This is a genomic window from Janthinobacterium lividum (genome assembly GCF_011601275.1).
In the GTDB taxonomy this organism is placed as follows: Bacteria; Pseudomonadota; Gammaproteobacteria; order Burkholderiales; family Burkholderiaceae_D; genus Janthinobacterium; species Janthinobacterium lividum_E.
The window spans coordinates 67082-93986 of record NZ_JAAOLY010000007.1; the positions used below are offsets into that span (position 1 = coordinate 67082).

Sequence of the window (26905 nt, forward strand, 5' to 3'; positions counted from 1 at the left end):
GAGGAGACACGATGAAACGCACCTACACACGCATCGCCATGGCAGCGCTGGTTGCCAGCGCCTGGATGACGCAAGCCAGCGCCGACGAATTCCTGGTCGGCGCGGAAATCCCGCTGACGGGCAACCTGGCGCGCGTCGGCGCCGGCATGCAGGAAGGGATCATGGTCGCGGCCGAGGTATTCAACAAGACCAACGGCAAGCACACGATCAAGATCATCACCGTCGACGACGAATCGGCGCCCGCCAAGGCCATCGCCGCCGTGGAAAAGCTGGCCAGCCAGGGCGTGGTGGCCATCACGGGCGGCTATGGCTCGAACAATATCTCGCCCGCCTCGGACACGGCGAATAAACTGGGCCTCGTCTACATCACCTCGGGCGGCGTGGACGACAGCCTGGTGAGCAGCGGGCGCAAGAATTTTTTCCGCATCAATAACACGGCCGGCTACGAAAAAGCCATGCTGGGACTGCTGCAGGACGTGGGGGCCAAGTCCGTCTCCATCGTGTATTCGACCAAGGACGCCACCACGGGCCTGGCGAAAGACGTGGAAAAAGCCCTGGCCGCCAAGGGCGTGAAGGTGACAACGCACTCGTTCGACCCGGCCATTACCGACTTCAAGCCCATCATCAACAAGATCAAGCTGCAGGATAAATCGGAAGTCGTGGCCATGGTCGGCTACGAAAACGATTACGTGGGCATCATCCGCGCCGCGCGCGTGCTGAAACCGAAGATCAAGGCCATGGTGGGCGTGTGGTCGCTCGCCACACCGAAGATGGCGGCCGACTTCCCCGACCTGATGCCGAACGTGTTCGGTACGGCACTACTGCCCTTCCCGACGGAATTCAAGACAGCCGACGGCAAGGCCTTCAGCGACGCCTACAAGCAGCTGTACAAAAAGGAACCGGACTACCTGGGCCAGTTTGGCTATGTGCAATCGATGCTGCTGTTCGAAGCGATCGCGCGCGCGGCCGACAAGGGCACGCTCAAGAAAGGCGGCGTGGCCGAGGAAATGCGCAAGACGGACCGCGAAACGCTGATCGGCCGCGTGCAGTTCGCCGCCAACGGCGACAACCAGAACTTCGTGCACCGCATGGCGCAGCACCAGGACAAGAAAGTGGTCATCGTCTGGCCGAAGGAACACGCGACGGGCAAGCTGGCCTATCCCGCCCTGCCCTGGTAACAGCAGCCTCCCGCTGCACACGCGCGCGCCTGCCGGGCGCGCACCGATGAACGGCAGTCCTGCGCAGTGTAGCTACTGCGCCAGGACTGCCTGACGGGATGACGACATGACAGAATTAATCTTGCAAGCCCTGTATTCGGGCTTGCTGCAGGGCGGCTCCTACGCCCTGATCGCACTGGGGCTGGCGCTGGTCTTCGGCACCATGAAAGTGATCAACCTGGCGCACGGCGAACTGGTGCTGCTGGCCGCCTACATCGCCTACAGCGTGGAGTCGGGCCTGGGCCTGGGGCCCATGTTCGCCATTCCCATCGCGCTGGTGATCGTCAGCCTGACGTCCGTGGGCGTGTACCTGATCGTCAGCCGCATCAAGAAAGACCGTGAAATCAATTCGCTGATCCTCACCTACGGCATCGGCGTGATCCTCACCAATTTCATTCTGCTCGTATGGAAGGCGGACATCCGCTCGACGTCGTCGAGCTGGCTGCAGGAAGGTTTTGAAATCGGCCCGTTTTTCAGCATGCGCAGCGAAGTGATTTTCTTTGGCGTCAGCCTGGTGCTGATGGCGGCCCTGTGGCGCTGGCTGTCGACCAGCTGGTATGGCCGCGCCGTGCGCGCCGTCTCAAGCAACCGCGACGCGGCCAAGCTGATGGGCATCGATCCGGGCCGCACGGAACTGGTGTCCTTTCTGGTCGCCGGCATCCTGGCCGCCTTCGCCGGTGTCGCCCTGTTCAGTTATGGCGTGATCCAGCCCGCCTATGGCGGCGCGCTGACGGTGAAAGCCTTCATCATCACGGTATTGGCCGGCATCGGCTCGATCCCCGGCGTGCTGCTGGCCGCCGTGCTGCTGGGCGTGGCCGAAGCCTTGACCGTCACCCTGGCCAGCTCCGCGCTGCAGGAATTGTCCGGCATGGTGCTGTTCCTGCTGGTGCTGTTCATCATGCCGAACGGCTTGTTCGGTGCACAACGGAGGCGCGGATGAAGCGCTCGACACTGATCTCCACGGCGGGCCTGCTGCTGGCCGCCTACGTCGCCGTGCCGCTGGCCCTGGGCGCCAACCAGTATGTGATGAGCATGGTGGTGGCGGCCCTGATCATCGGCGGCGTGGCCATGTCCTGGGCCCTGCTGGGGAATTTGGGCGGCATGGTCAGCTTCGGCCATGCGGCGTTCTTCGGCGTGGGCGCGTATGTCTCCGCGCTGGCCACCGTGAAACTGGGCCTGCCCGTGTTTGCCGCCATGCTGCTGGGCGGCGCGGGCGCGGCCATCGCCGCCGTCATCATGCTGCCCGTGCTGCGCCTGCGCGGGCCGTATTTTGCGCTGGCCATCCTCGCCTATGCCCACATTTTCCGCATCCTGGCCACGGAATGGAGTTCGGTGACGGGCGGCGCCGGCGGCATCAACAATATTCCCACCTTGCCCACCGTCTTCGGCTTCGATCTGGCCAGCAAGACGGGCGCCTACCTGGTCGTGCTGACCCTGGTGGTGTGCTGCGCCTTTGCCTACAGCCGCATCCGCGCCAGCCACTACGGCATCGCCTCGCGCGCCATGCACGACAGCGAAGACGCCACGCGCGTCGTCGGCGTCAACAGCACCTTGCTCAAAGGCGCGATGCTGCTCGTGTCGGCCTTCATGGCCGGCCTGTTCGGCGCCTTCAACGCCCATTACATCAACTTCCTGGAACCGGACTACGCCTTCAACAGCCTGTGGGTGACGTTGCCGATCGTGGCGGCCATCTTCGGCGGCTACCGCACGATACTCGGTCCCGTGCTGGGCGCCGTGGTGGTCTACCTGGTCGACCAGCTGATCTTCAAGTCGCTGATCCCCACGGGCCATCAGCTGGTGCTGGGCGTGCTGCTGGTGGCGATGATTGTCTTCAGTCCGAACGGCTTGCTGCCGCTGCTGCAGAAATGGCTGAAAAACGCGTTCAAAGCGAAGGAGAAACAACATGCTTGAACTCGATAATGTCTCCGTGCGCTTCGGCGGCCTGACGGCCGTCGATTCCGTCACCTTGAACGTGGGCAGCCACGACGTGATCGGCCTCGTGGGCGCGAACGGCGCCGGCAAGACCACCCTGTTCAATGCCATTTCCGGCCTCGTGCGCCCCACCAGCGGCGCCATCCGCTTCGAGGGGCGCGACATCATGGCCACGCCCATGTACCAGCGCGCTCGCCTGGGGCTGGGCCGCACCTTTCAGATTCCGCAACCGATGCATGAATTGACGGTGCGCGAAAACCTGATCGTGGCGCAGCGCTTCGGCACCGGCAAGGTGGACCAGCGCAAGATCGATGAAATCCTCGAATTCACGAGCCTGGCCGACAAGGCCGGGCGCGACGCGGCCAGCGAACTGGCGCTGACGGAATTGAAAGCGCTGGAAGTGGCCAAGGCGCTGGCCACCAACCCCAAACTGCTGCTGCTCGACGAAGTGCTGGCGGGCCTGGAAACGAATGGCAAGCGCCGCTTCATGGGCATGCTGAAGGACTTGCACGCGGCCTTTGGCGTGGGCATCGTCATGATCGAGCACGACATCGAAACCATCAGCAATCTGTGCCAGCGCGTGGCCGTGCTCAATTTTGGCCAGCTGATCGCCGACGGCACGCCCGACGCCGTCTTCCGCGATCCGGCCGTCATCGAAAGCTATACAGGGGCAGCCCATGCTTAAAGTTGAAAACCTGCGCGCCGGCTATGGCGCCATCAATGTGCTGTGGGATGTGTCGCTGGCTATCCAGAAGGGCAAGCTGACCACCATCATCGGCCCGAACGGCGCCGGCAAGACCACCCTGCTGCGCGCCATCATGGGACTGCTGCCGGTCGGCGCGGGCAGCATCGCGCTCGACGGCGTGGCCATCAACGGCACGCCGACGTGGAAGATGAGCGATGCGCGCGTGACGATGATTCCGGAAGGACGCATGACGTTCCGCGACATGAGCGTGGAAGAAAACCTGATCATGGGCGCGTTTCCGAAGGAGCACCGCAGCCACATGCCGGCGCGCCTGGCCGAAGCCTACGCCATGTTCCCGCGCCTGCACGAACGCCGCAAGCAGCTGGCCGGGTCACTCTCCGGCGGCGAGGCGCAGATGCTGGCGATGGCGCGGGGCTTGATGTCGGACCCGTCGCTGCTGATCATCGACGAACCGTCGCTGGGCCTGGCCCCGCTGGTGGTCAACGAACTGTTCGAGATCCTCGCGCGCCTGAACGATGGCAAGCGCACCATCATCCTCGTGGAACAGAACACGGCGCGGGCCGTGGGCGTGGCCGATCACGTCTACCTGATGCAAAGCGGTAAAGTAGCGCTGTCGCAGGCGGCGCTTGACGTCGACCTCGAGCACCTGCACGAACTGTATTTTGCGCGCTGAGCGATATCAGCCGGAATCCGCTGCACGCGGTTGGCATCACGCCTCGTCGTCCTCGTCGTCCTCGTCGGCCAGCTTGTCGAACACCAGCAGCTCGCTCTTGCCCAGTCCGGCCATGACGAAAGGATCGTCGGCGGGAAAGCGGCCCGTATCGACCAGCATGCGCAGCTTGCTCAAGCGCTCGCCCTGCGCCAGCGCTTGCGCCTGCGGATCGGCATCAGTCTGCCCCGCATGCCCGATCGCGCGGGTCACGGACTCGGGAAACTCCCATAATTCGGCGATCCGCACCGACAGGATGCGCGCTTGCGCGAACACCTGGGCAATGAAGGCGTCCGATTGCGGGAAGGCATCGGGCGCATGCATCTGGTCGATCAGGCGGAACGCCACCACCAGGCCGACATTGGCCATCAGTCCCGCCAGATACGCGTCGAAGGCGTTGGCCTGCATGGCCGGCGCGACCAAGTTGGCCGCCAGCGCGCATTTCTCGGACTGGCGCCAGATCAGCGGCGCCGTGCGTATGGTCAGTCCGCCGCTTTGCATGCTGACGATGGGGCGGAAGGCGACGCGGGCCAGCAGCATGCGCATGCCGTTTTGCCCGAGCAGCATGATGGCGCCTTCCATGTTGTTGATCGACGGGCTGGCGTTGTAGCGCGAATGGTAGCGGGGCCGGTTCGCTTCGCGGTAGACTTCGGCCACCAGCAGCACGTCCTGGGCCAGCTGGCGCGACAATTCGGCCGCGCTCATGTTTTCATTTTGCAAGGTCCGCATCAACTGCGGAATGATGGCCGGAATGCGCGGCACGAGCGCGGCGCCAGCGATCGGCTCACGGGCCAGGCGCGTCAATTCATCCAGAATCTGCTGTTCGGCCTGCTTTGTCGCCTGCGCCGAACCGGCCGCCGCCAGCCAGCGGTAGTAGATGGCGTCGATTTCGGTGATGGTGGCCGGCTGCCGTGCCATCTCGGACGCTGCCGCAGCAGCGCGAGGCGCAGGCTTGTTTTTTTCGTCGCCGCCGTTCAGTAATTTTCCTATCCAACCCATTTTGTTCTTCCAGCCCTATCTGCATCACTATCGCGAAATCCGCCCCGCGATTTTACTTGATGATGGCAGCGCCGGTGGGGCGGACGTGGCCGCTTTGTCCACCTGCCGCAACATGCTACAGTGGCACGACATGCCCCCTGCCATGCTCGACAAGCGACCCATCATGAACAATCCACTTGCACACTACATCACCAGCCAGGCGTACAACAACGCATGGGCCAACCACCGCCTGCTGAAAGCTTGCGGGCAACTGACGCAGGCCGAATTCCAGGCCACGCGCGTCAGTTTTTTCCCCACCATCCAGTCCACCCTGAACCACATCCTCACATGCGACTGGTTTTATCTAGACGCGCTCGAGCGCGAGCTGCGCGGCGAAGCGCCCCATGCCGATTGCTATGTCTTCTTTGAACAGGATGAACCGTTCACGGATTGCGCAACCCTGCACGCGGCCCAGCACGCGTCGGACCTGCGCCTGATCGCCCATTGCCGCAGCCTGTGCGATGCGGACCTGGCGCGGCCCGTGACGATATTGCGCGACACGCCGCAAGTCGACACGCGCCAGCGCATGCTGGCGCACCTGTTCCAGCACCAGATCCACCACCGGGGGCAAGTGCACGCCATGCTGGCCGGCACGCGCATCGCGCCGCCGCAACTCGATGAATTCTTTTGCGCCGGCGAAGCGGACCTGCGGGCGCAGGATTTTGCGGAGCTGGGCTGGACGGAAGACGATATCTGGGGCCAACGCTGAACTATGCCTCGGCGTGGCAGCAGACGCACAGCTTGTTGCCGTCCAGGTCGCGGAAGTAGGCGCCATAATAATGAGCGTGGTAATGGGGGCGCAAACCGGGCGGCCCTTCGCATACGGCGCCCAGCGCCAGCACGACCTGGTGGCAGCGGTCCACCTGCGCGCGGCTGGCCGCCAGCAAGGCCGTCATCTGCCCATTGCCGGGCGTAGCGGGCAAGCCGTCATGCGGCGCCGTCAGCACGAACAGGGGCCGCGGCGCCTGCTGCGCCATCCAGCCGGCCCAGGGCTTGGCCCGGTCATGAAATTTTTCGATCAGGTCGAGTTCGCCCAGCAAGGCCGTGTAGAAGGCGTAGGCACGGGGAAAGTCGTTGGTACCGAGGCAGATATGGGACAGCATGCTGCTCCTTCATGAATGCAAGCGGGTGTGCGAAGAAATGCGCCAGCTGATTATAATGGCGCATCGCTTTCCGACACGCTCCCATGCCAGACCTCGACCGCCTCCAGCTGCTTCCCCCCTCCAGCGCCGACCTCCCCGCTTTGCTGGCCTTCGAACTGGAAAACCGCGCGTATTTTGAAAACTGGGTCACGGCCCGCGCGCCGTCCTACTATCACCACGAAGCCATCGCCGCCGCCATCGAGCAGGCGCAGCGCGAACGCGAGCAAGACCGCGCCTACCAGTACCTGGCCAAGCTGGACGGGCAAATCATCGGCAGGGTCAACCTGACGGGCGTCACTCGCCCCTATTTCAACAAGGCAGCGCTCGGTTACCGCATCGGCGAACGGTTCGGCGGACGCGGCTACGCCACGCGCGTGGTGGCCCTGCTGCTGGAAGAAGCGTTCGGCGCGCTGGAACTGTGGCGCCTGGAAGCGACGGCGCGGCCGCAAAACCTGGGCTCGGTCGCCGTCATGCAGCGCAACGGCTTTCATCAATATGGCAAATCGGAACAAGCCATGTTTTTCCAGAATGCCTGGTCGGATCTGCTGTATTTTGAACGGCGCAACACACAAGCCTTGGCCTGAGATAGCGCATTTTTCCGTCAGCAACGCGACTTTTATCCTATCAGGGGCGACTTTGTGACAACGCAAAGCAGCGCGATATTGGACTGATAACGTCAAGGTGCGGGAATCTTCCCAACCTTGCCAAGTCCAACATGAAACTGCGGCTACGCCTGTTCGAACACGTGCTGGTGGTGCTGGCCTTGGCCGTCGTCATCTTTGCCGCCGCCATTGTGCTGGCGCGCATGACACAGTGGGCGGAAGCGCGGGAACTGCCCACCTATCTCGTGCAGGGCATGCATCTGGTCGGCAAGGTGCTGTTTTTCCTGGACGGCTGCATCGTCATCGCCGTCAGCAGCATCCTGGCCGCCCGGCTGTTCCGCATGCTGACCAAGGAGGATTTATGAACAATCTGCACTACCTGCTGACTCTCCGGCATCCGCGCCGCTTCTGGTACAGCGCCATCGTCATCGCCGTGGCCTCGGCCATCGTGCTGGGACCCTGGCTCGACAGCATTCCATGGCTGGTGGCCATCCCCTTCGTGGGCGGCGGCTTGCTGGTGGCGCTCGGCGAGCTGTGGGATGACATGCACGGCAAGCGCCTGCACAATGGCGGCGACGACACGCAGACACCGTGCCGGCACCCTTGAAACCGGGATGGTGATGCGTGCACGCAACAGCGGTGCGCCATACCTGCCATTTGCCTGCGCATTGGTCGCCGAATCAGCCTCGAACTGCCTCATTTAAGACTGGCTTCAGCCTCGCCGTGCATCGTGAACAGGTCGCCAGCAGCCTTGGCGTTTCCCATCACCATCACGGGCACAGCCCAGCGAAAGAGCCGACATGAGCACATGGATGCGCACCAACAAAGGTTTTTTGATGTTTCTGCTGCTGTTCGGCGTGTTCCGCACGGCCGTGGCGGACTGGAATCCCATCCCGTCGGCGTCCATGCGTCCCAACCTGCTCGAGGGCGACGTGGTCTTCGTCAACCGCCTCGCCTTCAACCTGAAAGTGCCGCTCACCGATATCGTGCTGCAGCGCCTGGGCGAACCGGCCCGCGGCGACATCGTCACCTTTTCCTCGCCCAAAGACGGCACGCGATTGATCAAGCGCATCATCGCCCTGCCCGGCGACACGGTGGAAATGCGCAATGAACAGCTGGTCATCAATGGCCAGCCCGCCCAATACACGGCGCTCGACACGGCGCCTGAAACCATCGCCCATGTAGGTCAGCTGACGGCGCAGCGCATCAGCGAACGCAACCAGACGGAACAGCACAGCATCCAGGTCTTGCCGCAAATCGCAGGCGCGGCGCGCAGCTTTGCCCCCGTGACGGTGCCGGCCGACCATTTCCTCATGCTGGGAGACAACCGCGACAACAGCGCCGACTCGCGCTATTTCGGCTTCGTGCCCCGCGCACTGCTGATCGGCAAGGCCGAACGCATCCTCGTCTCGGCCAATATCCAGGAGCATTGGCAGCCGCGGCTGCAGCGTTTCGGCATGAAACTCGAATAAACAGCCCTTGCAACGGCGCCGTGCTTTTCGGTTAGCATGGCGCATCATGCAAAATTTTTCCTTCGCCAGCCAGCAGCCAGCCAGTGACAACGACGCTCTCGAGCAACTGGCGCAGTTCCTGCAGCGTCATCCCGACGTGCTGCTGCTGACGGGCGCCGGCATCAGCACGGCGTCCGGCATACCCGCATACCGCGACACGGAAGGCGTGCGGCACGGCAATGCCCCCGTGCAAGGCCCCGATTTTCGCCGCCAGGAAGCCGTGCGCCGCCGCTACTGGGCGCGCAGCATGGTGGGCTGGCCGACCCTGGCGCGCGCCACGCCCAATCCTGGCCACCTGGCCATCGCCCAACTGGCCCAACGCCAGAGAATAGGCGGCCTGGTCACGCAAAACGTGGATGGCCTGCATCAGCAGGCAGGCAGTGCCGCCGTCACGGAGTTGCACGGCAGCATACATGGCGTCGTCTGCCTCGATTGCCGTACCCGCCACACGCGCCGCCTGATCCAGGAGCAGCTCGAACGCGACAATCCGCAACTGCTGGGCGCCACGGCCACGCCGGCGCCCGACGGCGACGCCTTGCTGGAGCCGTCGCAGCTGGCCACTTTCCACGTGCCCGTGTGTCCCCGCTGCGGCGGCACCCTGCAGCCCGACGTGGTGTTTTTCGGCGATGGCGTGCCTGCCGCCTGCGCGGCCGAGGCCGAACGCAAGATGCACACGGCCAGCGCCCTGCTGGTGGTGGGCTCGTCCGTCATGGTGTATTCGAGCTTTCGCCTGTGCCGCATGGCGGCTGAAACGGGCAAGCCCGTGGCCGCCATCAACATGGGCAAGACGCGCGCCGACCATTTGCTGGCATTCAAGACTAATGCTCCGGCACAAGACATCTTGCCTGCATTAGCGGCCATGCTGGGCTGATCCCGTGCCGGCCCTGCGCCGCTCTGGCTATACTGTGGCATTAACGAGGAGAATTCATGCTGGAACTGTTGAGTGAACACGCCTGTTTTGGCGGCGTACAACGCTTTTATCGCCACGATGCGCAAGCCATCGGCTTGCCCATGCGTTTCTCGGCCTTCATTCCCGACACGGCGCCAGGCGCCACGGTCACCACCAGGCGCCCCGCCCTGTTTTACCTGGCGGGCCTGACCTGCACGGAAGAAACATTCATGATCAAGGGCGGCGCGCAGCGCGTGGCGGCCGAGGAAGGCTTGATCCTGATCGCGCCCGACACCAGTCCCCGCGGCGCGAACATCGCGGGCGAAAGCGACTCCTGGGATTTCGGCGCGGGCGCCGGCTTTTACGTGGACGCCACCGAAGCGCCATGGAGCAGCCATTATCGGATGTACAGCTACCTGCTGGAACTGCGCGCCCTGCTGGAGCAGGAACTGGCGATCGATGCGCAACGCACGGGGATTTTCGGCCACTCGATGGGCGGCCATGGCGCGCTGGTGCTGGCCTTGCGCAATCCTGACCTGTTCCGCTCCGTGTCCGCCTTCGCCCCCATCGCCGCGCCGAGCCAATGTCCGTGGGGCAAAAAAGCATTCACGGGCTACCTGGGCGGCGATACAGCCGGCTGGCAGCAGTACGACGCCAGCGCGCTGATGCGCGGCCTGCAGGGCCAGCCGCCACTCTTCCCCGAAGGCATCTTGATCGACCAGGGCCTGGCCGACAAATTCTTGCCCGAGCAACTGCACCCCGACATCTTCGAAGCGGCGTGCCGCGACGCCGGCCAGCCATTAAGGCTGCGCCGCCATGCCGGCTATGACCACGGCTATTACTTCATCGCCAGCTTCATGGAAGAACATGTGCGCTTCCACGCAAGGAATCTGCGCGCCCTTGCCTGATCTATTGATCTACTCTACTGCTACGTGCTGGTATGCCCGTTGAAATGGCGCGTGTACCAGTCCGTTGCCAGCAGGGCCGCCTGGTGACGGGTGTCGGGGCCGCCAGGCGTGGCGATCTGTTCCAGTTGCTTGTCGCAGCGCAAGGTGGCAAACGCCATGCGGTTCAGGCCAGCCACGTCGGGGTCGCGTCCGCCCACGATCAGCAGAGACGGCACGCGCACGTTTTCCAGGGCCGCCTTGCCCGCCATTTCCACCTGGCCATCGCAAACGGCGAGCGCGGCGATTTCCGCACTGCGCCAGGCCGCCAGCTGCATCACGACGGCCGCGCTGGTGCCATAGCCATACAGGCCGCAGGGCAAGCGCCGCGTGGACGGGTCCACTTGCAGCCAGCCCAGGGCTTTTTCCAGCTGGCGCGCCAGCAGCACGATATCGCTGCGCACGAAATACGCGTGGCCATTGCTGCCGCCGCCGGGCTCGACACCGGCCTGGTCGAAGCGCAGGGTGGCGATGCCCGCTCGCAAAAAATCCTGGGAGGTGGCGTGGCTGGAGGCGCCCAGATAGTCGCTATCGGCGCCCGCGCCGTGGGCAAACAGGACGATGCCCACGGGCCGCTCGGGCATTTCAAGCACGCCGTCCATTTGAAGTTCATCGGCCGTGATGCTGACAAATTGTTCTTGCATGGCTGCCTCCGCTATCGAGCTGGGATCTTGCCGGGCCGGGCACAGCCTGCATGCCCAAGGCGGCTAGCCTCAGTGTAGCAGCCTGCGCCCGTTCACGCGCGGCGCACGTCAAATTCGCCACGCGCCCGCATCAGACGGCGCCGTGCCGGTCCAGTCCCTTCAGCACGGCTTCGGGGCGGATCGGCAAATGCCGCACGCGAGAAGCCACGGCGGCGAAGATGGCGTTGCCGATTGCCGGCGCCACGGCGGTCGTGGGCGGCTCGCCCATGCCCGTCGACGTTGCCGTGCTGGCCACGAATTCGATGTCAAGCTCGGGCACGTCAGCCATGCGCAGGGGCGTGTAGGTATTCAGGTTCGTATCCTTCACTTCGCCGTTCAGGAAGGCAGTGCCTTCATGCAAGGCCATGCTCACGCCCCACAGGGCGCCTCCTTCCGCCTGCGCCAGCGCGCCATCGGGGTCGACGATGCTGCCCGCGTCGATCACCATGAACAGCTTTTCGACTTTCACCATGCAAGTGCTGCGGTCTACTTTCACCCTGGCAACACACGCCGTCCAGGTGGGCATGTCGCGTTCCTGGCCGAACGTGGCGGCGATGCCAAGTCCCGTGTCGGGCGGCATTGCAGTGCCCCAGCCTGCTTTTTCCGCCACGCGCCGCAGCACGTGGGCCAGGCGCGCGGCACCGCCGACGGCGTTCGGCGCACTGCCCGCATTGCGCCCCGTCGCCTGCAACAGCGACAAACGGAAAGCCAGCGGATCGACCTTGGCCGCCTGCGCCGCCTCGTCCATGAAACTTTCCACCGCCCAATTCGTCCAGCCGGGGCCCACGGAGCGCAGCCAGCCGGGGCGGAAACTGCTGTTGGCCAGGTCGTTCGACACGGCCCGCACGCGCTGCGCGCCCACCGTATACCAGTGGTCGGCGCCAGCGATGGCGAACGGGTCATACGGATGGCCCTGCTTATCCTTGGCCAGGAAGGCAGGGATCATGGCTTGCGTGGGCCAGCCCGCGCTGGCTTCATGTACCATCGCCGAGACCTTGCCATCCGCATCGAACGCCATGCGCACATGCTGCACGGAGGGCGAACGGGGCGAATCGAAACGGGCGTCGTCGGACCGCGTGCAAATCATCTTGACGGGGCGGCCCACGGCTTGCGCCGCCAGCGCGGCCGGCACGCAATAATCGCCATTCAGGCGCCGTCCGAAGCCGCCGCCGAGCAGATAGGTGTGCAGCATGACACGGCTCTCGGGCACCTTCAACGCTTGCGCCAGCACGGGCAGGATCAACGATTGCCATTGGTTGCCCGCATGAATGTGCCAGACGCCGTCAACTTCCTGCGCCAGGGCATTGACGGGTTCCAGCTGGAAATGTAGCACGGTGCTGGTCGTGTAGTGGCGTTCCAGCTGCAGGCTGGCATCGTTGAACGCTTGCTCCACGCCGTCATCATCGACGACGCGGGCGCCCAGGCTGGCATCGGCCAGCTGCTTGGTGGCGTAGTTGACAATGTCCTGTTCCGCCACGTGGGCGGCCGCGCCGGCCCGCCATTTCACTTGCACCAGCTCGGCCGCGCGCATGGCGGCCGCATACGTTTCGGCCACCACAATGACCCAGCCGGGCACCGTGCCGCTGGGGTCTTGCAAGGCGAACGAACGCAGGTAGCCCTGTACCTTCTTGGCCGCCGTATCGTCGATGGAGACCACTTTCGCGCCGTAGCGCGTGGGCGGGATCTTCGGGCGTGCAAACAGCATGCCCTCGACTTCCGCATCGATGCCGTACAGGGCCGTGCCATTGATTTTCGCGGGGATGTCGAGCGCCTGCACGTTCTGGCCGACCAGGCTGCGCTGCTGCGGCGTTTTCAGCACGATGGCTTTCAGTTGCTCGGGCGTGTACTGGCGCGCCAGCTTGCCACGGCGCACGATGTCGCCATAGCTGATCGACCGCCCCCGGCCATGCACGACGCCCAGCCTGGCGTGGCAGGCGGACACGGGCACGCGCAACAGGCGCGCGCCCTCCTCGACCAGCGCCAGGCGCCCGGCCGCGCCGGCACGGCTGAGCGGGTCGAAATTCTGCCACACGGACCAGCTGCCGCCCGTCACCATCAAGCCCCATTTCGGGTCCGTGTCCACGTAATGCAGGCGTACCTTGCTCCAGTCCGCTTCCAGCTCCTCGGCCACGATGCGCGCCAGGGCCGTGCCGATGTGCTGGCCCATTTCCGCCTTGGCGATGTTGACGGTAACGATGCCGTCGCGGCTTATCTGGAACCAGATGCTGGGGTCGAACACGGCTGCGGCGCTTTGCTTTGGCGGCACGGGCGCCGCCTTGCCTGCGGCCAGGGAGCTGTCGGCGCGCAAAAAGGCGAGGGTAAACCCCGTGCCGGCGGCGGCGATCAGGAAACCGCGCCGGCCCGGCGAAGGAGCACGTATCCCTGAATTTTCTTTCGGCAACTTAAACACCGGACGCCTCCTGCATGCCGGCCGCCAGCTTGATCGCCTTGCGGATGCGCACATACGCCATGCAGCGGCACAGGTTGCCGCTCATGACGGCATCGATATTCGCATCCGTCGGCTGCGGATAGTCTTTCAGCAGGGTGGCCGCCTGCATGATCTGGCCCGACTGGCAATAGCCGCACTGGGGCGCCTGCGTGGCAAGCCACGCCCGCTGCAAAGGGTGTGTGCCATCCGGCGACAGGCCTTCGATGGTGGTGATGGCGCAGCCGGCCACGGTGGCAATCGGCGTGATACACGAGCGCATGGCGCGGCCATCCACGTGCACGGTGCAGGCGCCGCACATGCCGATGCCGCAGCCAAATTTCGTGCCTTTTAATTTAACTTCGTCGCGCAGCACCCACAGCAGGGGCGTCCCGGCGTCGGTCTCGGTGCCGAAGGGCTGGCCATTCACGGTAATGTTGTACATAAAAAACTTTCAGTAATTACTTGCCGGTGCGTGCGCGTGCCACGGCCGCTTCCAGATTCGTCCAGGCCGGCTGGTGGCTGCGGCTGCGGCGCAGATAGGCGACCAGCTGGGCCACGTCGTTGTCCGTCAGCGAGGCGGCAAAGCCGGGCATCAGCACGCCGGACATGGCCTCGTCCTTGCTCAAGCCGTGCAATATCACCTGGATCAGGTTGGCGGGATCGGGCGCGCTGACGGCGCTGTTCAGGCTCAGTTCCGGCCGCAGGGCCGCAGGCTTGCCATCGCTGTTCGAATGGCACGACGCGCAGGCGGCCACGTACAGGCTGGCGCCACGGTCATTGTCGACCAGGCTGACGCGCTGCGAGCGGGCGATGCCGGCCTTTACCACGGTATCGGTATCCACCTGGCGCTGCTCCGCCCCGGCCACGCCGGCAAAATACGTTGCCAGCGCGCGGATATCGCTATCGGGCGAAGCGCCCATGCCTTCGTGCACGACGGCCGACATGGGTCCGGCCGCCACGCCGTGCAAGGCCGTCGCCCCCGTGCGCAAAAAGGCGTACAGCTCGTCCTGCGTCCACGGCAAGGGCGCCGTGTTGGCGCTGGTCAAGGCCGGCGCATACCAGTGGTCGATGGCCGCGCCCAGATAGGACGAACCGGCCAGCTCGGCGCCCAGCGCATTGCGCGGCGTGTGGCAGGCGGCGCAATGGGCCAGGCCTTCGGCAAGGTAGCGGCCCCGGTTCCAGTCCAGGCCTTGCGCGGGATTCAGCTGAAAGCCGGCCGGCTTGAAAAACAGCAGCTTCCAGCCTGCCTGCAAGGGCCGCAAGTTCAGGGGGAAAGGCACGCTGTTGGCGGGCGCCACCGCATACACGGGCGGGCGCGTCATGAAATACGCGTACAAGGCCGTCAAATCCGTATCCGAGACGAGGTTGAAATGGGTGTACGGAAAGACAGGATACAAATGGGCGCCGTCGCGGCCCACGCCTTCGCGCATAGCGCGCTGGAAGGCGGCCAGCGACCAGCGGCCGATGCCCGTTTGCCTGTCCGGCGTGATGTTCGTCGCATAGATCGTGCCGAACGGCGTGGCCAGGCCGTGGCCGCCCGCGTACTCGGCGCCGCCCTGGGCCGTGTGGCAGGCGGCGCAATTGCCCATGCCGGCCAGGATGCGCCCACGCTCCACCACTTGCGGGGAAAATGCCGTGGCGGCAGGCGGATCGATGGGCGCCAGCGCGGGGCGCCAGTAATACAGATACGCGGCCAGGGCCGCCACGATGAGCAATGCCAGCGACAGCAGCAGGCCGGTGAAGATTTTCTTGAGCAAAACAGGAGTCCGGTAAAAGGCCAGGCACGCGCCTGCCGCGCACGGACGGCAACAGCAGGGCAGATTGTGACAATGAATGGGAGAATCTTACCGCGATTGTGACTTGTTGTATGTACGCAATGACACGCAGGCCGTGCCCGCAGGCGGGCCGCACCTTATAATCAGCGTTTCAGCACGCCGCCGCTCCTTCATGCATACCGTTACCATCATCCTCATCCTCGTATTGACCGTCGTCCTGTGCGGCTTTCTCGCCCGCTCGCGCTGGGTCAAACTGCCGTTGCCGCTGATCCAGATCGCCGGCGGCACCGGATTGGCCGTGTTTGGCGTGCAAGTGCCGCTCGATCCCGACATTTTCTTCCTGCTCTTCATCCCGCCGCTGCTGTTTCTCGATGGCTGGCGCATTCCCAAGGGCGCCTTCTTTTCCGACGCACGCTCGATCCTGATGCTGGCCATCGGCCTCGTGCTGTTTACCGTGCTGGGCATGGGCTTTTTCATCGACTGGCTGATTCCCAGCGTGCCGCTGGCCGTCGCCTTCGCGCTGGGCGCCATCCTGTCGCCGACGGACCCCGTGGCCGTGTCGGCGATCGCCGCCGGCAATCCGATCCCGCCGCGCCTGATGCACATCCTCGAAGGCGAATCCCTGCTCAACGACGCGTCGGGCCTCGTCTGCTTCACGTTTGCCGTGGGCGCCATGATGACGGGCGGCTTTTCCATCGGCGCTGCTTCGCTGAGTTTCCTGCAGGAAGCGGGTGGCGGCATCGTCATCGGCCTGGCCATTTCGTGGGGTGTGGGCCTGGCGAATAAATGGCTGGTGAGCAAGGTTGGCGAAGAGCCGGGCCTGCAAATCCTCATCAGCATCCTGATCCCGTTCGCCGCCTACCTGGGTGCCGAGCAGATCCACGGCTCCGGCATCCTGGCCGCCGCCACGGCGGGCGTGTCCATGCATTATGCCGACCTGATCGGCCGCCCGCTGGCCGCCACGCGCACCCAGCGCAAGGCCGTGTGGGATACCGTGCAACTGGTCTTGAATGGCGTGATCTTCGTCATGCTGGGCGCGCAGCTGCCCACCACCGTTGCCGGTTTGCCGGCCGCATCGGCCGAAATCGGCGCCGGCAGCGCCTGGAAACTGCCCCTGTTCGTCGTCGCCATCACGGTGGGGCTGACCTTCATGCGCTTCCTCTGGGTCTTCATTTCCATGAAACTGACCCTGTTCAAGCACCACAAGAAGGTGGCGGGGGAACCGAAGGACGCGGCGCTGCTGGCGCGCCCCAGCCTGCGCCTGCTGCTGGTGGCGTCGTTCGCGGGCGTGCGCGGCGCGCTGACGCTGGCCGGCATTTTGACGCTGCCCTTGTTCTTGCCTGACGGCACGCGCTTCCCCGCGCGCGACCTCGTCATCTTTCTGGCCATGGGCGTGATTTTGCTGTCGCTGCTGCTGGCCAGCGTCACCCTGCCCCTGCTGACCAAGGGCCTCGTGTTCGCGCCGCCCGCGCGCCGCTCGACGGAAGAGCGCAACGCCCGCGCCGCTGCCGCCGAAGCGGCCATCGCACGGCTGGAAAAAGTGTGCGAAGGCATCGACAAGAATGACAAGCAGCAAGTCGTCACGGAAGCGGCCAACCGCCTGATCGAAGCCTACCGCCGCCGCCTCGCGTACGGCGAAAGCAGCAACGACGAGGCGGTGCGGCTGCAGGAACTGGCCAAGGCCGAACGGGCGCTACGCCTGGAAGCGCTCAATGCCGAGCGCGATGAGTTGTTCCGCCGCCGCATCTCGGGTGAACTGGACGACACCATCCATTTGCGCCTGCTGCGCGAAATCGACTTGCTGGAAGCGACACTGGAAGAATAGCAACACTTTGACGCGTGATGACAGTGTTGGCAAGTAATTCTCATGGTAAAGAATGCAAGTTTTTATATTCGTGTTTATAATGCAAGGTTTATGGCGTCATGCCGTGATTTACTTTCAACAGAGACTTCCGTAGAGTCTGTGTTGCTGAGTAACTAGTTGAATAGCCACCAGACCTGCATAAAGACACCGACGCCGTGCCCTCCTCCCCTCGCCACCGGCAGCGCCCCGCGCCGCCCGTTCTGCTCGCCGTGCTGTTGGCGTCGCTGCTCGTCTGCGGCGCCCTGGCGCCGTGCGCGGCGTGGGCGCAAACGGGCGCGACGGCCGACGCCAGGCGTCCGGCCGAGGTGGCCCAGGTTCTGTTTGGCATCATCAGTTATGTGCGCTGGCCCGTGGCGCGCCAGGAAGTGCGCGTCTGCATGCTCGGTGCGCCCCGCTATGGCGCGGCCATCGTCGACACGCCCGCCTCGAACCTGGGCCAGCGCATCCGCGTGAAAATCCCGACGGCGGCCAGCACGCCCAGCGAATGCGACGTCGTCTACATGGGCAGCCTGCCCGAGGGCGAACGCGAACATCTGCTGGCGCAGATCATCGGCAAGCCGATTTTGTCGGTCGCAGAGCCGGGCACGTCCTGCCCGGTGGGCACCATGTTCTGCCTGCGCCTTGCCGAGGCGCAGATCGGTTTTGACGTCAACCTCGACGCCATCGCCCGCAGCGGCCTGCGCGTACATCCGAACGCCTTGCAAATTGCACGTCGCAAGGGACCGCCGCCATGAGTGCCCGCATGAGCAACAAGCCTGCCCGCCAGCCCCGTCGCACGCTCGACAGCGTGCTGCGGCGCGCGCACCTGAGCGTGTCGCTGATCGCCGTGCTGGCGGCCGGCCTGACCCTGACGGCCGTGGCGCTGCTGGCCCTGCGCGTGTATTCGGACCAGAACCTGCGCCTCGTGGCCCGTTCGATGAGCTACACGGTGGAAGGGGCCGTCGTCTTTGGCGACTCCATCGCCGCCAAGGAAGCGCTGGCCCTGATCGGCGTCAATGAAGATATCGACCAGGCGCAGGTGAGCGACACGGCCGGCCAGGTGCTGGCCCGCTGGGAACGGGGCGAACACGGCACGCGCTACTACATCGAACGCGCGCTGACGGGCTGGATGCTGCCCGATTCGCTGACCTTTCCCATCACGCGCAATGATCAGGCCATCGGCAGCATCAAACTGGTGCCGCACAGCCGCAGCCTGCTGCCCTTCCTGCTCAGCGGCCTGACCTGCCTGCTCGCCTGCCTGGTGCTGAGCCTGGTCGTCGCCGTGCGCCTGTCGCGCAGCATGGAAACGGAGATCACGTCGCCCCTGCGCCACCTGGCAGAAACGGCCCACCGCGTGCGGCGCGACCGCTCGTTCGAACTGCGCGTGCCGCCCGCCAATATTGCCGAGCTGAACCAGATCAATGACGACTTCAACGCCCTGCTCGATGAACTGGAAGCGTGGCAAAGCCATCTGCAAAAGGAACACGCCTCGCTGTCGCACCGCGCCAACCACGACAGCCTGACGGGCCTGTCGAACCGCGCCTTCATGGAAGCGGAGCTGGAACGCGCCATCCTCGAAGCGCGGGTCGGCAATGGCAAGGTGGCCGTGCTGTTCCTCGACAGCGACCGTTTCAAGTACATCAACGACACCTTCGGCCATGCCTCGGGAGACCGGGTGCTGGTGACGATCGCCGCGCGCATCAAGCAGCAATTGCGCGAAGGCGACCTGGTGGCGCGCCTGGGCGGCGACGAATTCGCCATCGTGCTCAAGCCGCTGCGCAACAGCAGCGACGCCATGCACATCGCCGACAACATCATCGCCGCCATGGCGCAAGCCATTGAACTGCCCACCGGCAACAGCATCGTCAGTTCGCTGACCATCGGCGTGGCCGTCTTCCCCGATCACGCCATCGACGCCATCTCGCTGGTCGGCGCGGCGGACGAAGCCATGTACCGCGCCAAGCAGGCGCAGCGCGGCACGCGCCAGGTAGCGCGTCTGCCGCAACCCCATACTCACCCCTGAACCAAGGAGCAACACCATGCAGTTTATCTACAAGCAATTACGTCTCGGCTTCCTCGGCTTGTTCTTCATGGGCCTGCTGGCCGCCTGCCAGAGCACGCCTGAAGTGAAATCGCCGTTCAATGCGGAACAGATCGCCACCCTGAAAGACCAGGGCTTCCGCCAGACGGACGAAGGCTGGGAGCTGAGCTTCACGGACAAGCTGCTGTTCGAATTCGACGCCGCCAAACTGACGCCGCCAAGCCGCAGCGCCATCCAGAAGATCAGCGCCGCCCTGCTGAAAGTGGGCATTACCCACATGCGCGTGGAGGGCCATACGGATAACGAAGGCACGGAAGCGTACAACAACAAGCTGTCGCTGGCGCGCGCCAATATGGTGGCCGATGCGATGAGCGCAACGGGCATTGCACGCGATAACATCGTCGTCAAGGGCCTGGGCATGAGCAAACCCGTGGCATCGAACGCCACCAAGGCGGGCAAGGCGGAAAACCGCCGCGTCACCATCATCGTTTCGGCGCCTTGAACATGGGCGTGCCCGCCGTGCGCTGGGTCGTGATGGGCGTGTCCGGCTGCGGCAAGAGCGCAGTCGGCAGCCTGCTGGCCGACGCCTTGCACGTGCCCTACGTGGAGGGCGACGACGTGCACTCCCCGGAAAACGTGGCCAAGATGGCGGCCGGCACTCCCCTCGACGATGCCGACCGGGCCGGCTGGCTGGACGCCCTGCGCAAGCGCATCGCCACGGCCCGCGCGCAGGACAGCGGCCTCGTCGTCTCCTGCTCGGCCCTGAAGCGCGCCTACCGCGACGTGCTGCGCGAGGGCGACCCGGCCCTGCGCTTTGCCCACCTGGACGGCCCGCGCGCCGTGCTGGAAAACCGCTTGCAGCGCCCCGGCCATTTCATGCCGTCCAGCCTGCTCGACAGCCAGCTGGCCACCCTGCAGCCCCTGCAGGCGGACGAAGCCGGCATCGTGCTCGACATCCGCCAGCCGCTGGCCGTGCTGGTCGAACAGATCCTGCAAGCGCCCTGACCGGCGGCCGCGCGGCTGGACAGCCCGCGGCCCCCTGTGTAGACTGGCGCGCACTTTCATGAGGGATTTTTATGAGCACACCAACGACAAAACCAGCACCGGGCCCGGAATTCTGGGAACGCGCCGACCAGGTCATCGCCCTGGCCAATGAACAATGCATGCACAGCGGCGGCAATGAAGTGGCCACCTCGCTGCTGTACGCGGCCGCCCGCTTCAACGCCTTCCTCGTCGCCAGCAAGAGCAACGACGTAGCCAGGATGCAGGAAGAAAAGGAAGGCGCCGTGGCCTTCTTCACGGAACAGTACAAGCGCATGCTGACCGACAACTTCAACGACTACATCACCAACTTCGACAAGTACACGCAACCGTCGTCGGCCCCCAAGGGTTGATGACGGCGGCCAGCCTGGACAGCCACCGCGCCCGCGCCACCCACGCCGACAGCGTGCTGGAAGGCACGGTGCGCTTTGCTCCTTTACCATCGCTATGGCTGGCGGCCATGCTGGCCGGCGCCGCGACGGGCGCCCTGCTCTTCTTCAGTTGGACCGGCCTGCTGCTGTTTGCGGCCGGCACAGCCATCGTCCTGCTGTTCGGCCACTCGCTGGGCAGCCACCGCAAACTGGTCCACGACAGCTTTCAATGCCCGCGATGGCTGGAATACGCGCTGGTGTACCTGGGCGTGCTGGTGGGCCTCAGCGGCCCGCTGGGCCTGCTGCGCCAGCACGAGTTGCGCGACTATGCGCAGCGCCTTCCCGATTGTCATCCTTACCTGCGCCATGGCGCAGGCTTCTGGCGTGATGCCTGGTGGCAATTGTTCTGCCGCCTGGACCTCGACCATCCGCCGCACATCGCCATCGAGCCGCGCATCGCGCACGACGGCTTTTACCGTTTTCTGGAAAGAAGCTGGATGCTGCAGCAATTGCCGTGGGCCATGCTGTTTTTCGCCTGGGGCGGCTGGGGCCTGGTCTGCTGGGGCGTGTGCGCGCGGGTCAGCGCCGGCGTGCTCGGCCATTGGCTGATCGGCTACTTCGCCCACAACCATGGGCAAATGCATTTCCATGTGGATGGCGCCGCCGTGCAGGGCAGGAATATCCGCCTGACGTCGCTGCTGACCATGGGCGAATGCTGGCACAACAACCATCACGCCTATCCGGGCTCAGCGCGGCTGGGCCTGCTGCCGGGCGAATGGGACCCGGGCTGGTGGATGCTGCTGCTGTTGCGGCGCCTGGGTCTCGTGTCCGGCCTGCGCCTGCCGCAAGACCTGGCGCCGCGGCCGGAACTGCGCCGGCTCGGCGGCGCCAACGATCAAGCGTCGTCCTGGCCTGCCAGGTAATTGTTCTTCACGCGCACGTAGTGCTCGGCCGAATAGCGCAGGTAGGCGATCTCCGCTTCAGTGAGCGCGCGCACCTTGGCGGCCGGGCGGCCCACGTACAGGTGGCCGCTTTCCAGTACCTTGCCCGGCGACACCAAACTGCCCGCGCCCAGCATCACGTGCTTTTCCACCACCACGTCATCCATGACGATGCTGCCCATGCCGATCAGGCACTCGTCGCCGATCGTGCAGCCGTGCAAGATCACGGAGTGGCCGATGGTCACGTACTTGCCAATGGTCAACGGTGAACCGTCGGGCTTGGCCGCGTTCTTGTGCGACACGTGGCCCATGGAAAAGTCCTGGATATTGCTGCCTTCGCCGATGACGATGCGGTTGACGTCGCCGCGCAGCACGCTGTTGCACCAGATCGAGCAGTCGTCGCCGATCCGCACGTCGCCAATCACTTGCGCCGTGTCATGCAGGTAGACGCGCTCGCCCAGCACGGGGCGGGTATTCAGGTAGGAACTGACAGGCATCGTTTTCTCACTCTTCATTAAATTGAAACAACAGGATTCACACCCAGCCGGCGGCCAGCGCGAAAATGGCCAGGCCATGGGCCAGGGACGCGCCCAGCAAGCCGGCCCGGCAATATACCAGCCCCGCCACCACGCCCTCGATCACGGTAAACACGACGATGGGCACGCCCACCTGCGTGACGGTGGTGGCGAGAAAAGCGTGGCACAGGCCAAACAGCAGGCCCGACACGAGCGCCGCGCGCCAGGCGGGCAGCCAGGCGCGCAATTGCTGCTGCAGCAAGCCGCGAAACAGCAATTCCTCATAACAGTTGGCCGCCAGCGCAAAGCCCAGCAGCAAGGGCAGCAGGGATGGCGCGACGGGCGTCAGGGACGGCAAGCCGAACAGCGCTTTCAAGCCCGCCGCCAGCGCAACGATCACGCACGCGCCCGCCACGCCCAGCAGCACGGACAGGGCCGGGCGCATGCCCAGCCAATGGATCTGGCGGCGCGCTTCGCTTTCCAGCCAGCACGTGCTTGCCACCAGCCCCAGCGACATGGCGCCCAGCGCCAGCAAGACCAGCGGCGGCGCCGTGAAGCGCAAGCCGCCTGCCGCCACTTGCCAGTAGCCGTGCGCCGTCATCGCGTCGCGCGCCAGCACGAAAAACACGATATGCACGAGCACGCGCAGCAGCGGCACAGTGCGTGGCACCGCCAGCAGCAAGGCGGCGCAGACGAGGAAGGCAGGCGTGATCGCCAGCAGATACTGCGCCAGGGAAGTCAGGTCGGCCATCGCTCACATCGGGAAAAGTACAGTGCCAACGGGCACGGGCGCAGCAATTGTATGCGGCGGCTGGCAAAATGGCTATGCCGTTGTCAAGCCGCCTTGCGCCCCCAATGCATCAGCCCATGCGCCGCCAGTCCCGCCGCCAGCCCCCACAGGGCGCCGCCCACGCCCAGCAGGGTCAGGTTCGCAGCCGTCGCCAGGAAGGTGATCAAGGCCGTTTCGCGCATGCGCACGTCCGCCATCGCCTGCGCCAGGCTGTTGCCGATGGCGCCCAACAGGGCTAGGCCCGCCAGCGCCGTGATGAAGCTGCGCGGCAAGACCATGAACAGGCTGGCCAGGGTCACGCCAAAGACGCCCACGAGGATGTACAGCACGCCGCAAGCCAGGCCCGCGACATAGCGCTTCGACGGATCCGCATGCGCATCCTTGCCCGTGCAGATGGCGGCCGTGATGGCGGCCACGTTGAAGGCGTGCGCGCCGAATGGCGCCATGAGCAGCGAACCGAGGCCCGTCACCTTCAAGATGGGATTGGCGCTGACGTTGTAGCCGTCATTGCGCAGCACCAGCATGCCGGGCATGTACTGCCCCGTCAGCGTAATCAGGAACAGGGGCAGCGCCACGCCCAGCAGGGACGCCACGGAAAAGCGCGGCATCTCGAACACGGGCGCGGCCAGGGCCAGTTCGATGCCTTGCGCATCGATGCGCCCCTGCGCCAGCAGCAGGGCCAGGCCGATCAGCATGATGCCCACCACGGCGAAGCGTGCCGTGAAACGGCGCAGCACGGCGTACGACAGCAGCAATACGACGACCAGCACGGGATCGGCGCTGGCGCCGCCAAACGCGTTGACGCCAAACTGCAGCAGGATGCCGGCCAGCAATCCCGCCGCGATACCGCCCGGTATCAGCCGCACCAGGCGCTCGAAGGCGCCGGACATGCCCAGCAAAATGAAGGCGATGGCGGACACGATATAGGCGCCGATCACCTCGGCATACGGCGTGTGCGGCATGACGGTGGCCAGGAAGGCCACGCCGGGCGTGGACCAGGCCGTGATGATGGGAGCGCGGTAGCGATAGCTGAGCCAGATGCCCGTCACGCCCACGCCGATGCTCAGCGACCAGACCCAGGACGCCGTCTGCGCGGCGCTCAGCTGGGCCAACTGGGCCGCCTGGAACACCAGCACGAAGGTGCCGCCATAGTTGACGAGGACGGAGATGAAGGCCGCCATGGCGGGGGACGCCAGGTCGCGCCAGCGCGCCCGGTCGGCCATGGCGGCGGTTGTTGTGGTGGTTGTCATGTATATGCCTCTGCCATTGAAAGGGAGCATATTAATGGCCACATGGACTGCTCAAGCAGGCCAATTCAAGCACATACAGCAGACCACTTTGACTGCATCACCCCAGCGCGCGGGCCAGCCGGACGATACCGCTGTCGATCTCATGCGGCGTGAGCGCCGCAAAGCCCAGCAGCCAGCCGCCGCGCGCCGGCGGCGTCGCGTACAGCCGGCTCAGGCCTGGCAGCACGATGCCCGCCTGCGCCGCCAGGCGTATCGTGTCCAGCTCGTCCCTGCCCTCGTGCAGCAGACATGGCATCTGCAAGCCGCCCGGCGGCAGCTGCGCCGTGACGACGTGCGGCAGGTGCCGCTGCACGGCCTGCGCCATCGCATCGCGGCGCACGGCGTAGACCTTGCGCATGGCGCGCACATGGGCCGCGAAATGGCCGTCGGCGATGAAACGGGCCAGTGTCAGCTGGTCCAGCTGCGGCGTGTGGCCATCGAGGATGCTGCGCGCATGGGTCATCGGTTTCACCAGCGCGGGCGGCAGCACCATGTAGCCGATGCGCAGACCGGGATACAGCGACTTGGCGAAGGTGCCCAGGTAAATCGTGCGCTGCCGCGTGTCGAGCCCCTGCACGCAAGCCGTCGGCAAGCCCGCATAGTGGAACTGGCTGTCGTAATCGTCTTCGATGATCCAGCCCTGGCGCTCGGCGGCCCAGGCGGTCAGGGCCAGGCGGCGCTCGAGCGCCAGGGTGGCGCCCGTCGGGTATTGATGCGACGGTGTGACGTAAATCGTGTTGGCCCCGCTGCGGTCCGCGCGCAGGTGTTCGATGGACAAGCCATCGGCATCGACAGGCACGGGCACCACCTGCAATTGCGCCATCTCGAACGCTTTACGGGCGCCGAAATAGCCGGGGTCTTCCATCAGGATGGGGCCATGCGCGTCGGCCAGCACCTGCGCGCACAGGTACAGGGCCTGGCGCGTGCTGCTCAGCACCAGCACCTGGCCGGCCGTGGCCCGCGCGCCCCGCTCCAAATTCACATAGTCGGCGATGGCCTGGCGCAGCGGCTCGACCCCTTGCGGGTCGCCGTGCAGCAGCACATGGTGTTCGCTGGCGGCCTGGCGCCGCAAGCGCTCCCACACGTCGAGCGGAAAGGACCGCGTTTCCGGCAAGCCCGTGGCAAACGCCTTCACGCTTTGCTGGTCGGCCACGCCGCCGCTGGCGAGTATCTGCGCGCCGCGCGCGCTCAGCGCCACCGGCTGCGCGGACAAGGGCGGCAAGGCCGTCGCAGGCTTGCCCAGCAGGCTCGCGCCTATCGTCGGCGAGACGAAACTGCCCGATCCCGCCTGCCGTTGGAGATACCCGTCCAGGCGCAGCTGCGCATACGCCATTTCCACCGTATCGCGCGACACGCCCAGCGATTGCGCCAGCGCGCGCGTGGCCGGCAGGCGCACGCCGGGCGCCAGCACGCCATCGAGTATCAGCTGGCGCAGCGCGCGCTGCACGCGTACGCGCAGGTCGAGCGCCGCCAGTTCGGGCGCGGCGATGCGGAATTTCAGGGTGTCGAGTTCGAACTGCGGCGTCATGTGGCCTTGGCGCGGGCCGCATCCACGGTGGCCATGCTGCTGGCCAGCGAATAGCCGTGCTGCTGCAGCACGGCCACCAGCTGTTCACCGGCGCAGCCCAGACGCAGGTTTTCCGCCACCCAGTCCTGCCACTCGCGGCTGATGTCCGGCATGGCTTCCTCTTCCAGCGCAAGACCGAGTATGCACTTGGCCAGCAAGCCGTTGATGCGCTTGGTGTCGATCAGGTGCTGCACCACCGCATGACCCGAATGGGGGAACGGATGCAGGGTGCAGCGGCCAAAGGCGGCCAGGCGCTGCGCGTGCATGGCGTCGAGATTGACCGATTCGCTGGCGCTGGCGCCCGCATTGGCCACGTCCGGCCGCGTGCCAAAGGCCAGGTGGATCTGCGTCTTGTCCGTCGCCCTGGCGCGGCACAGGGCCGCCAGGTCCGGGTAGCCCGAAGGCGGCGGGTCTTGCGCCAGCGATTCCATCACGGATAGCCAGCGCAGTTCGTGGTACAGGTGCGCCTGCTGCACATCGAGGAAAGACAGCGGCCCGAAGGCGACGATCCGCTCAACCTCCAGCAGCAAGCCAAACATCACGGCCGCATACGCGCCCATGGACTGGCCGAGGGTGGTGACCTGGCTGGGCGCGATGCGGCGCACGAGATCGCGCAAGGCTTGCGCCGTCTCGTCGACGTGGTTGCCCAGGCCCGCGATGCGGCGGTGGTACCAGGCATTGCCCGAGTCGCGCACGAGGATTTTGTTCAGCGGCTGCCCGCTGGCCTGCTCCAGCTTGCGCAGGCGGCCGTAAAAATCAAAGGCGGGGCGCGTGGTCCACGAGACGAAGCCAAAGGCGATCACCAGCGGCGCGCCGGGCACGATGCGGTCGACCAGCACATCGTCGGCAGTGGTGGCGACCAGTCGGTTATCCAGCGCTTGCGCTTGCAACATCGGCCCGGCTCCCGTTCTAAGTGAAAACAGCAGAAAGC

At 65.3% G+C, this 26905-nt stretch carries 30 protein-coding genes; 19 read left to right on the forward strand and 11 right to left on the reverse strand.

Annotated features, from left to right (window positions below; translation table 11 throughout):
- The first annotated feature begins 11 nt into the window (after window positions 1-11).
- From GYK42_RS12530 to GYK42_RS12550, 5 genes are all read left to right on the forward strand, one after another.
- On the forward strand, window positions 12-1178 hold the full coding sequence (locus GYK42_RS12530; RefSeq protein WP_058047972.1) for an ABC transporter substrate-binding protein: 1167 nt from the start codon (window positions 12-14) through the stop codon (window positions 1176-1178).
- 106 nt (window positions 1179-1284) lie between these two features.
- Entirely contained in the window at window positions 1285-2157 is an 873-nt protein-coding gene (locus tag GYK42_RS12535; protein WP_035817692.1) for a branched-chain amino acid ABC transporter permease, read from the forward strand.
- Complete coding sequence (locus tag GYK42_RS12540; RefSeq protein ID WP_166447764.1) at window positions 2154-3128, forward strand: branched-chain amino acid ABC transporter permease; 975 nt, start codon at window positions 2154-2156, stop codon at window positions 3126-3128. Before GYK42_RS12535 ends, GYK42_RS12540 begins: the two co-directional genes overlap by 4 nt.
- A complete protein-coding gene (locus tag GYK42_RS12545) occupies window positions 3121-3834 on the forward strand; it encodes an ABC transporter ATP-binding protein (RefSeq protein WP_166447765.1) in 714 nt (237 codons plus the stop codon). Before GYK42_RS12540 ends, GYK42_RS12545 begins: the two co-directional genes overlap by 8 nt.
- Window positions 3827-4528: an ABC transporter ATP-binding protein gene (locus GYK42_RS12550; RefSeq protein WP_166447766.1), complete on the forward strand. Its 702-nt coding sequence runs from the start codon at window positions 3827-3829 to the stop codon at window positions 4526-4528. Before GYK42_RS12545 ends, GYK42_RS12550 begins: the two co-directional genes overlap by 8 nt.
- A 36-nt stretch (window positions 4529-4564) precedes the next feature.
- Here the strand turns inward: GYK42_RS12550 and GYK42_RS12555 are convergent, their stop codons facing one another.
- Window positions 4565-5482, reverse strand: a complete 918-nt coding sequence (locus GYK42_RS12555) for an HDOD domain-containing protein (protein ID WP_166447767.1) — start codon at window positions 5480-5482, stop codon at window positions 4565-4567.
- Between the two features lie 244 nt (window positions 5483-5726).
- Here GYK42_RS12555 and GYK42_RS12560 point away from each other — a divergent pair, with 244 nt between their 5' ends.
- A complete protein-coding gene (locus GYK42_RS12560) occupies window positions 5727-6311 on the forward strand; it encodes a DinB family protein (RefSeq protein WP_166447768.1) in 585 nt (194 codons plus the stop codon).
- 1 nt (window position 6312) lies between these two features.
- On the opposite strand, the gene GYK42_RS12565 is transcribed toward GYK42_RS12560, so the two are convergent.
- Complete coding sequence (locus tag GYK42_RS12565; protein ID WP_166447769.1) at window positions 6313-6705, reverse strand: VOC family protein; 393 nt, start codon at window positions 6703-6705, stop codon at window positions 6313-6315.
- A gap of 83 nt (window positions 6706-6788) precedes the next feature.
- Here GYK42_RS12565 and GYK42_RS12570 point away from each other — a divergent pair, with 83 nt between their 5' ends.
- From GYK42_RS12570 to fghA, 6 genes are all read left to right on the forward strand, one after another.
- The gene (locus GYK42_RS12570) at window positions 6789-7328 is read left to right on the forward strand and encodes a GNAT family N-acetyltransferase (RefSeq protein ID WP_166447770.1); all 540 of its coding nucleotides are present in this window, start codon (window positions 6789-6791) and stop codon (window positions 7326-7328) included.
- Window positions 7329-7459: 131 nt separating this feature from the next.
- Entirely contained in the window at window positions 7460-7711 is a 252-nt protein-coding gene (locus tag GYK42_RS12575; RefSeq protein WP_166447771.1) for a hypothetical protein, read from the forward strand.
- Complete coding sequence (locus GYK42_RS12580; protein WP_166447772.1) at window positions 7708-7953, forward strand: hypothetical protein; 246 nt, start codon at window positions 7708-7710, stop codon at window positions 7951-7953. Before GYK42_RS12575 ends, GYK42_RS12580 begins: the two co-directional genes overlap by 4 nt.
- Window positions 7954-8146: 193 nt before the next feature.
- A complete protein-coding gene (gene lepB / locus GYK42_RS12585) occupies window positions 8147-8818 on the forward strand; it encodes a signal peptidase I (RefSeq protein ID WP_166447773.1) in 672 nt (223 codons plus the stop codon).
- A gap of 46 nt (window positions 8819-8864) precedes the next feature.
- Window positions 8865-9728, forward strand: a complete 864-nt coding sequence (locus tag GYK42_RS12590; RefSeq protein ID WP_166447774.1) for an NAD-dependent protein deacetylase — start codon at window positions 8865-8867, stop codon at window positions 9726-9728.
- Between the two features lie 56 nt (window positions 9729-9784).
- A complete protein-coding gene (fghA, locus tag GYK42_RS12595; RefSeq protein ID WP_277346592.1) occupies window positions 9785-10654 on the forward strand; it encodes an S-formylglutathione hydrolase in 870 nt (289 codons plus the stop codon).
- A gap of 20 nt (window positions 10655-10674) precedes the next feature.
- Here fghA and GYK42_RS12600 read toward each other — a convergent pair whose 3' ends face one another.
- From GYK42_RS12600 to GYK42_RS12615, 4 genes are all read right to left on the reverse strand, one after another.
- Entirely contained in the window at window positions 10675-11334 is a 660-nt protein-coding gene (locus GYK42_RS12600; RefSeq protein WP_166447775.1) for a dienelactone hydrolase family protein, read from the reverse strand.
- 130 nt (window positions 11335-11464) lie between these two features.
- The gene (locus GYK42_RS12605; protein ID WP_166447776.1) at window positions 11465-13783 is read right to left on the reverse strand and encodes a molybdopterin cofactor-binding domain-containing protein; all 2319 of its coding nucleotides are present in this window, start codon (window positions 13781-13783) and stop codon (window positions 11465-11467) included.
- Window positions 13776-14243 (reverse strand): (2Fe-2S)-binding protein, encoded by a 468-nt coding sequence (locus GYK42_RS12610; protein WP_166447777.1) that lies wholly within the window; start codon window positions 14241-14243, stop codon window positions 13776-13778. The genes GYK42_RS12605 and GYK42_RS12610 overlap by 8 nt, the downstream gene beginning before the upstream one ends.
- A gap of 16 nt (window positions 14244-14259) precedes the next feature.
- The gene (locus tag GYK42_RS12615) at window positions 14260-15558 is read right to left on the reverse strand and encodes a cytochrome c (protein WP_166447778.1); all 1299 of its coding nucleotides are present in this window, start codon (window positions 15556-15558) and stop codon (window positions 14260-14262) included.
- A gap of 190 nt (window positions 15559-15748) precedes the next feature.
- On the opposite strand from GYK42_RS12615, the gene GYK42_RS12620 reads away from it, so the two are divergent.
- The 7 genes from GYK42_RS12620 (at window position 15749) to GYK42_RS12650 (ending at window position 21795) form a co-directional block, all read left to right on the forward strand.
- Entirely contained in the window at window positions 15749-17401 is a 1653-nt protein-coding gene (locus GYK42_RS12620; protein ID WP_166447779.1) for a Na+/H+ antiporter, read from the forward strand.
- A gap of 194 nt (window positions 17402-17595) precedes the next feature.
- Window positions 17596-18174 (forward strand): YfiR family protein, encoded by a 579-nt coding sequence (locus tag GYK42_RS12625; protein WP_346768088.1) that lies wholly within the window; start codon window positions 17596-17598, stop codon window positions 18172-18174.
- An 8-nt stretch (window positions 18175-18182) separates the two neighbouring features.
- Window positions 18183-19442, forward strand: coding sequence for a diguanylate cyclase domain-containing protein (locus tag GYK42_RS12630; RefSeq protein WP_166447780.1), 1260 nt, complete (start codon window positions 18183-18185; stop codon window positions 19440-19442).
- Window positions 19443-19458: 16 nt separating this feature from the next.
- Entirely contained in the window at window positions 19459-19962 is a 504-nt protein-coding gene (locus tag GYK42_RS12635) for an OmpA family protein (RefSeq protein ID WP_166447781.1), read from the forward strand.
- Window positions 19963-19964: 2 nt separating this feature from the next.
- The gene (locus tag GYK42_RS12640; protein WP_240943576.1) at window positions 19965-20465 is read left to right on the forward strand and encodes a gluconokinase; all 501 of its coding nucleotides are present in this window, start codon (window positions 19965-19967) and stop codon (window positions 20463-20465) included.
- Between the two features lie 71 nt (window positions 20466-20536).
- The gene (locus GYK42_RS12645; RefSeq protein ID WP_166447782.1) at window positions 20537-20854 is read left to right on the forward strand and encodes a DUF3144 domain-containing protein; all 318 of its coding nucleotides are present in this window, start codon (window positions 20537-20539) and stop codon (window positions 20852-20854) included.
- Window positions 20854-21795 (forward strand): acyl-CoA desaturase, encoded by a 942-nt coding sequence (locus GYK42_RS12650; protein ID WP_166447783.1) that lies wholly within the window; start codon window positions 20854-20856, stop codon window positions 21793-21795. Before GYK42_RS12645 ends, GYK42_RS12650 begins: the two co-directional genes overlap by 1 nt.
- Here GYK42_RS12650 and GYK42_RS12655 read toward each other — a convergent pair.
- From GYK42_RS12655 to GYK42_RS12675, 5 genes are all read right to left on the reverse strand, one after another.
- Entirely contained in the window at window positions 21768-22310 is a 543-nt protein-coding gene (locus GYK42_RS12655) for a gamma carbonic anhydrase family protein (protein ID WP_166447784.1), read from the reverse strand. The genes GYK42_RS12650 and GYK42_RS12655 overlap by 28 nt on opposite strands.
- A gap of 37 nt (window positions 22311-22347) precedes the next feature.
- The gene (locus GYK42_RS12660) at window positions 22348-23079 is read right to left on the reverse strand and encodes a CPBP family intramembrane glutamic endopeptidase (protein ID WP_166447785.1); all 732 of its coding nucleotides are present in this window, start codon (window positions 23077-23079) and stop codon (window positions 22348-22350) included.
- A gap of 83 nt (window positions 23080-23162) precedes the next feature.
- Window positions 23163-24341: a benzoate/H(+) symporter BenE family transporter gene (locus tag GYK42_RS12665; RefSeq protein ID WP_166447918.1), complete on the reverse strand. Its 1179-nt coding sequence runs from the start codon at window positions 24339-24341 to the stop codon at window positions 23163-23165.
- A gap of 124 nt (window positions 24342-24465) precedes the next feature.
- Window positions 24466-25935, reverse strand: coding sequence for a PLP-dependent aminotransferase family protein (locus GYK42_RS12670; RefSeq protein ID WP_166447786.1), 1470 nt, complete (start codon window positions 25933-25935; stop codon window positions 24466-24468).
- Window positions 25932-26867, reverse strand: a complete 936-nt coding sequence (locus tag GYK42_RS12675; RefSeq protein ID WP_166447787.1) for a hypothetical protein — start codon at window positions 26865-26867, stop codon at window positions 25932-25934. Before GYK42_RS12675 ends, GYK42_RS12670 begins: the two co-directional genes overlap by 4 nt.
- Between the last annotated feature and the right edge of the window lie 38 nt (window positions 26868-26905).

Bases quoted from the DNA above. Each gene is read 5' to 3' on its own strand.
- GYK42_RS12530 (WP_058047972.1), top strand. From the start codon at position 12: ATGAAACGCACCTACACACGCATCGCCATGGCAGCGCTGGTTGCCAGC.
- GYK42_RS12535 (WP_035817692.1), top strand. From the start codon at position 1,285: ATGACAGAATTAATCTTGCAAGCCCTGTATTCGGGCTTGCTGCAGGGC.
- GYK42_RS12540 (WP_166447764.1), top strand. From the start codon at position 2,154: ATGAAGCGCTCGACACTGATCTCCACGGCGGGCCTGCTGCTGGCCGCC.
- GYK42_RS12545 (WP_166447765.1), top strand. From the start codon at position 3,121: ATGCTTGAACTCGATAATGTCTCCGTGCGCTTCGGCGGCCTGACGGCC.
- GYK42_RS12550 (WP_166447766.1), top strand. From the start codon at position 3,827: ATGCTTAAAGTTGAAAACCTGCGCGCCGGCTATGGCGCCATCAATGTG.
- GYK42_RS12555 (WP_166447767.1), bottom strand. From the start codon at position 5,482: ATGGCACGGCAGCCGGCCACCATCACCGAAATCGACGCCATCTACTAC.
- GYK42_RS12560 (WP_166447768.1), top strand. From the start codon at position 5,727: ATGAACAATCCACTTGCACACTACATCACCAGCCAGGCGTACAACAAC.
- GYK42_RS12565 (WP_166447769.1), bottom strand. From the start codon at position 6,705: ATGCTGTCCCATATCTGCCTCGGTACCAACGACTTTCCCCGTGCCTAC.
- GYK42_RS12570 (WP_166447770.1), top strand. From the start codon at position 6,789: ATGCCAGACCTCGACCGCCTCCAGCTGCTTCCCCCCTCCAGCGCCGAC.
- GYK42_RS12575 (WP_166447771.1), top strand. From the start codon at position 7,460: ATGAAACTGCGGCTACGCCTGTTCGAACACGTGCTGGTGGTGCTGGCC.
- GYK42_RS12580 (WP_166447772.1), top strand. From the start codon at position 7,708: ATGAACAATCTGCACTACCTGCTGACTCTCCGGCATCCGCGCCGCTTC.
- lepB (WP_166447773.1), top strand. From the start codon at position 8,147: ATGAGCACATGGATGCGCACCAACAAAGGTTTTTTGATGTTTCTGCTG.
- GYK42_RS12590 (WP_166447774.1), top strand. From the start codon at position 8,865: ATGCAAAATTTTTCCTTCGCCAGCCAGCAGCCAGCCAGTGACAACGAC.
- fghA (WP_277346592.1), top strand. From the start codon at position 9,785: ATGCTGGAACTGTTGAGTGAACACGCCTGTTTTGGCGGCGTACAACGC.
- GYK42_RS12600 (WP_166447775.1), bottom strand. From the start codon at position 11,334: ATGCAAGAACAATTTGTCAGCATCACGGCCGATGAACTTCAAATGGAC.
- GYK42_RS12610 (WP_166447777.1), bottom strand. From the start codon at position 14,243: ATGTACAACATTACCGTGAATGGCCAGCCCTTCGGCACCGAGACCGAC.
- GYK42_RS12620 (WP_166447779.1), top strand. From the start codon at position 15,749: ATGCATACCGTTACCATCATCCTCATCCTCGTATTGACCGTCGTCCTG.
- GYK42_RS12630 (WP_166447780.1), top strand. From the start codon at position 18,183: ATGAGCAACAAGCCTGCCCGCCAGCCCCGTCGCACGCTCGACAGCGTG.
- GYK42_RS12635 (WP_166447781.1), top strand. From the start codon at position 19,459: ATGCAGTTTATCTACAAGCAATTACGTCTCGGCTTCCTCGGCTTGTTC.
- GYK42_RS12640 (WP_240943576.1), top strand. From the start codon at position 19,965: ATGGGCGTGCCCGCCGTGCGCTGGGTCGTGATGGGCGTGTCCGGCTGC.
- GYK42_RS12645 (WP_166447782.1), top strand. From the start codon at position 20,537: ATGAGCACACCAACGACAAAACCAGCACCGGGCCCGGAATTCTGGGAA.
- GYK42_RS12650 (WP_166447783.1), top strand. From the start codon at position 20,854: ATGACGGCGGCCAGCCTGGACAGCCACCGCGCCCGCGCCACCCACGCC.
- GYK42_RS12655 (WP_166447784.1), bottom strand. From the start codon at position 22,310: ATGCCTGTCAGTTCCTACCTGAATACCCGCCCCGTGCTGGGCGAGCGC.
- GYK42_RS12660 (WP_166447785.1), bottom strand. From the start codon at position 23,079: ATGGCCGACCTGACTTCCCTGGCGCAGTATCTGCTGGCGATCACGCCT.
- GYK42_RS12665 (WP_166447918.1), bottom strand. From the start codon at position 24,341: ATGGCCGACCGGGCGCGCTGGCGCGACCTGGCGTCCCCCGCCATGGCG.
- GYK42_RS12670 (WP_166447786.1), bottom strand. From the start codon at position 25,935: ATGACGCCGCAGTTCGAACTCGACACCCTGAAATTCCGCATCGCCGCG.
- GYK42_RS12675 (WP_166447787.1), bottom strand. From the start codon at position 26,867: ATGTTGCAAGCGCAAGCGCTGGATAACCGACTGGTCGCCACCACTGCC.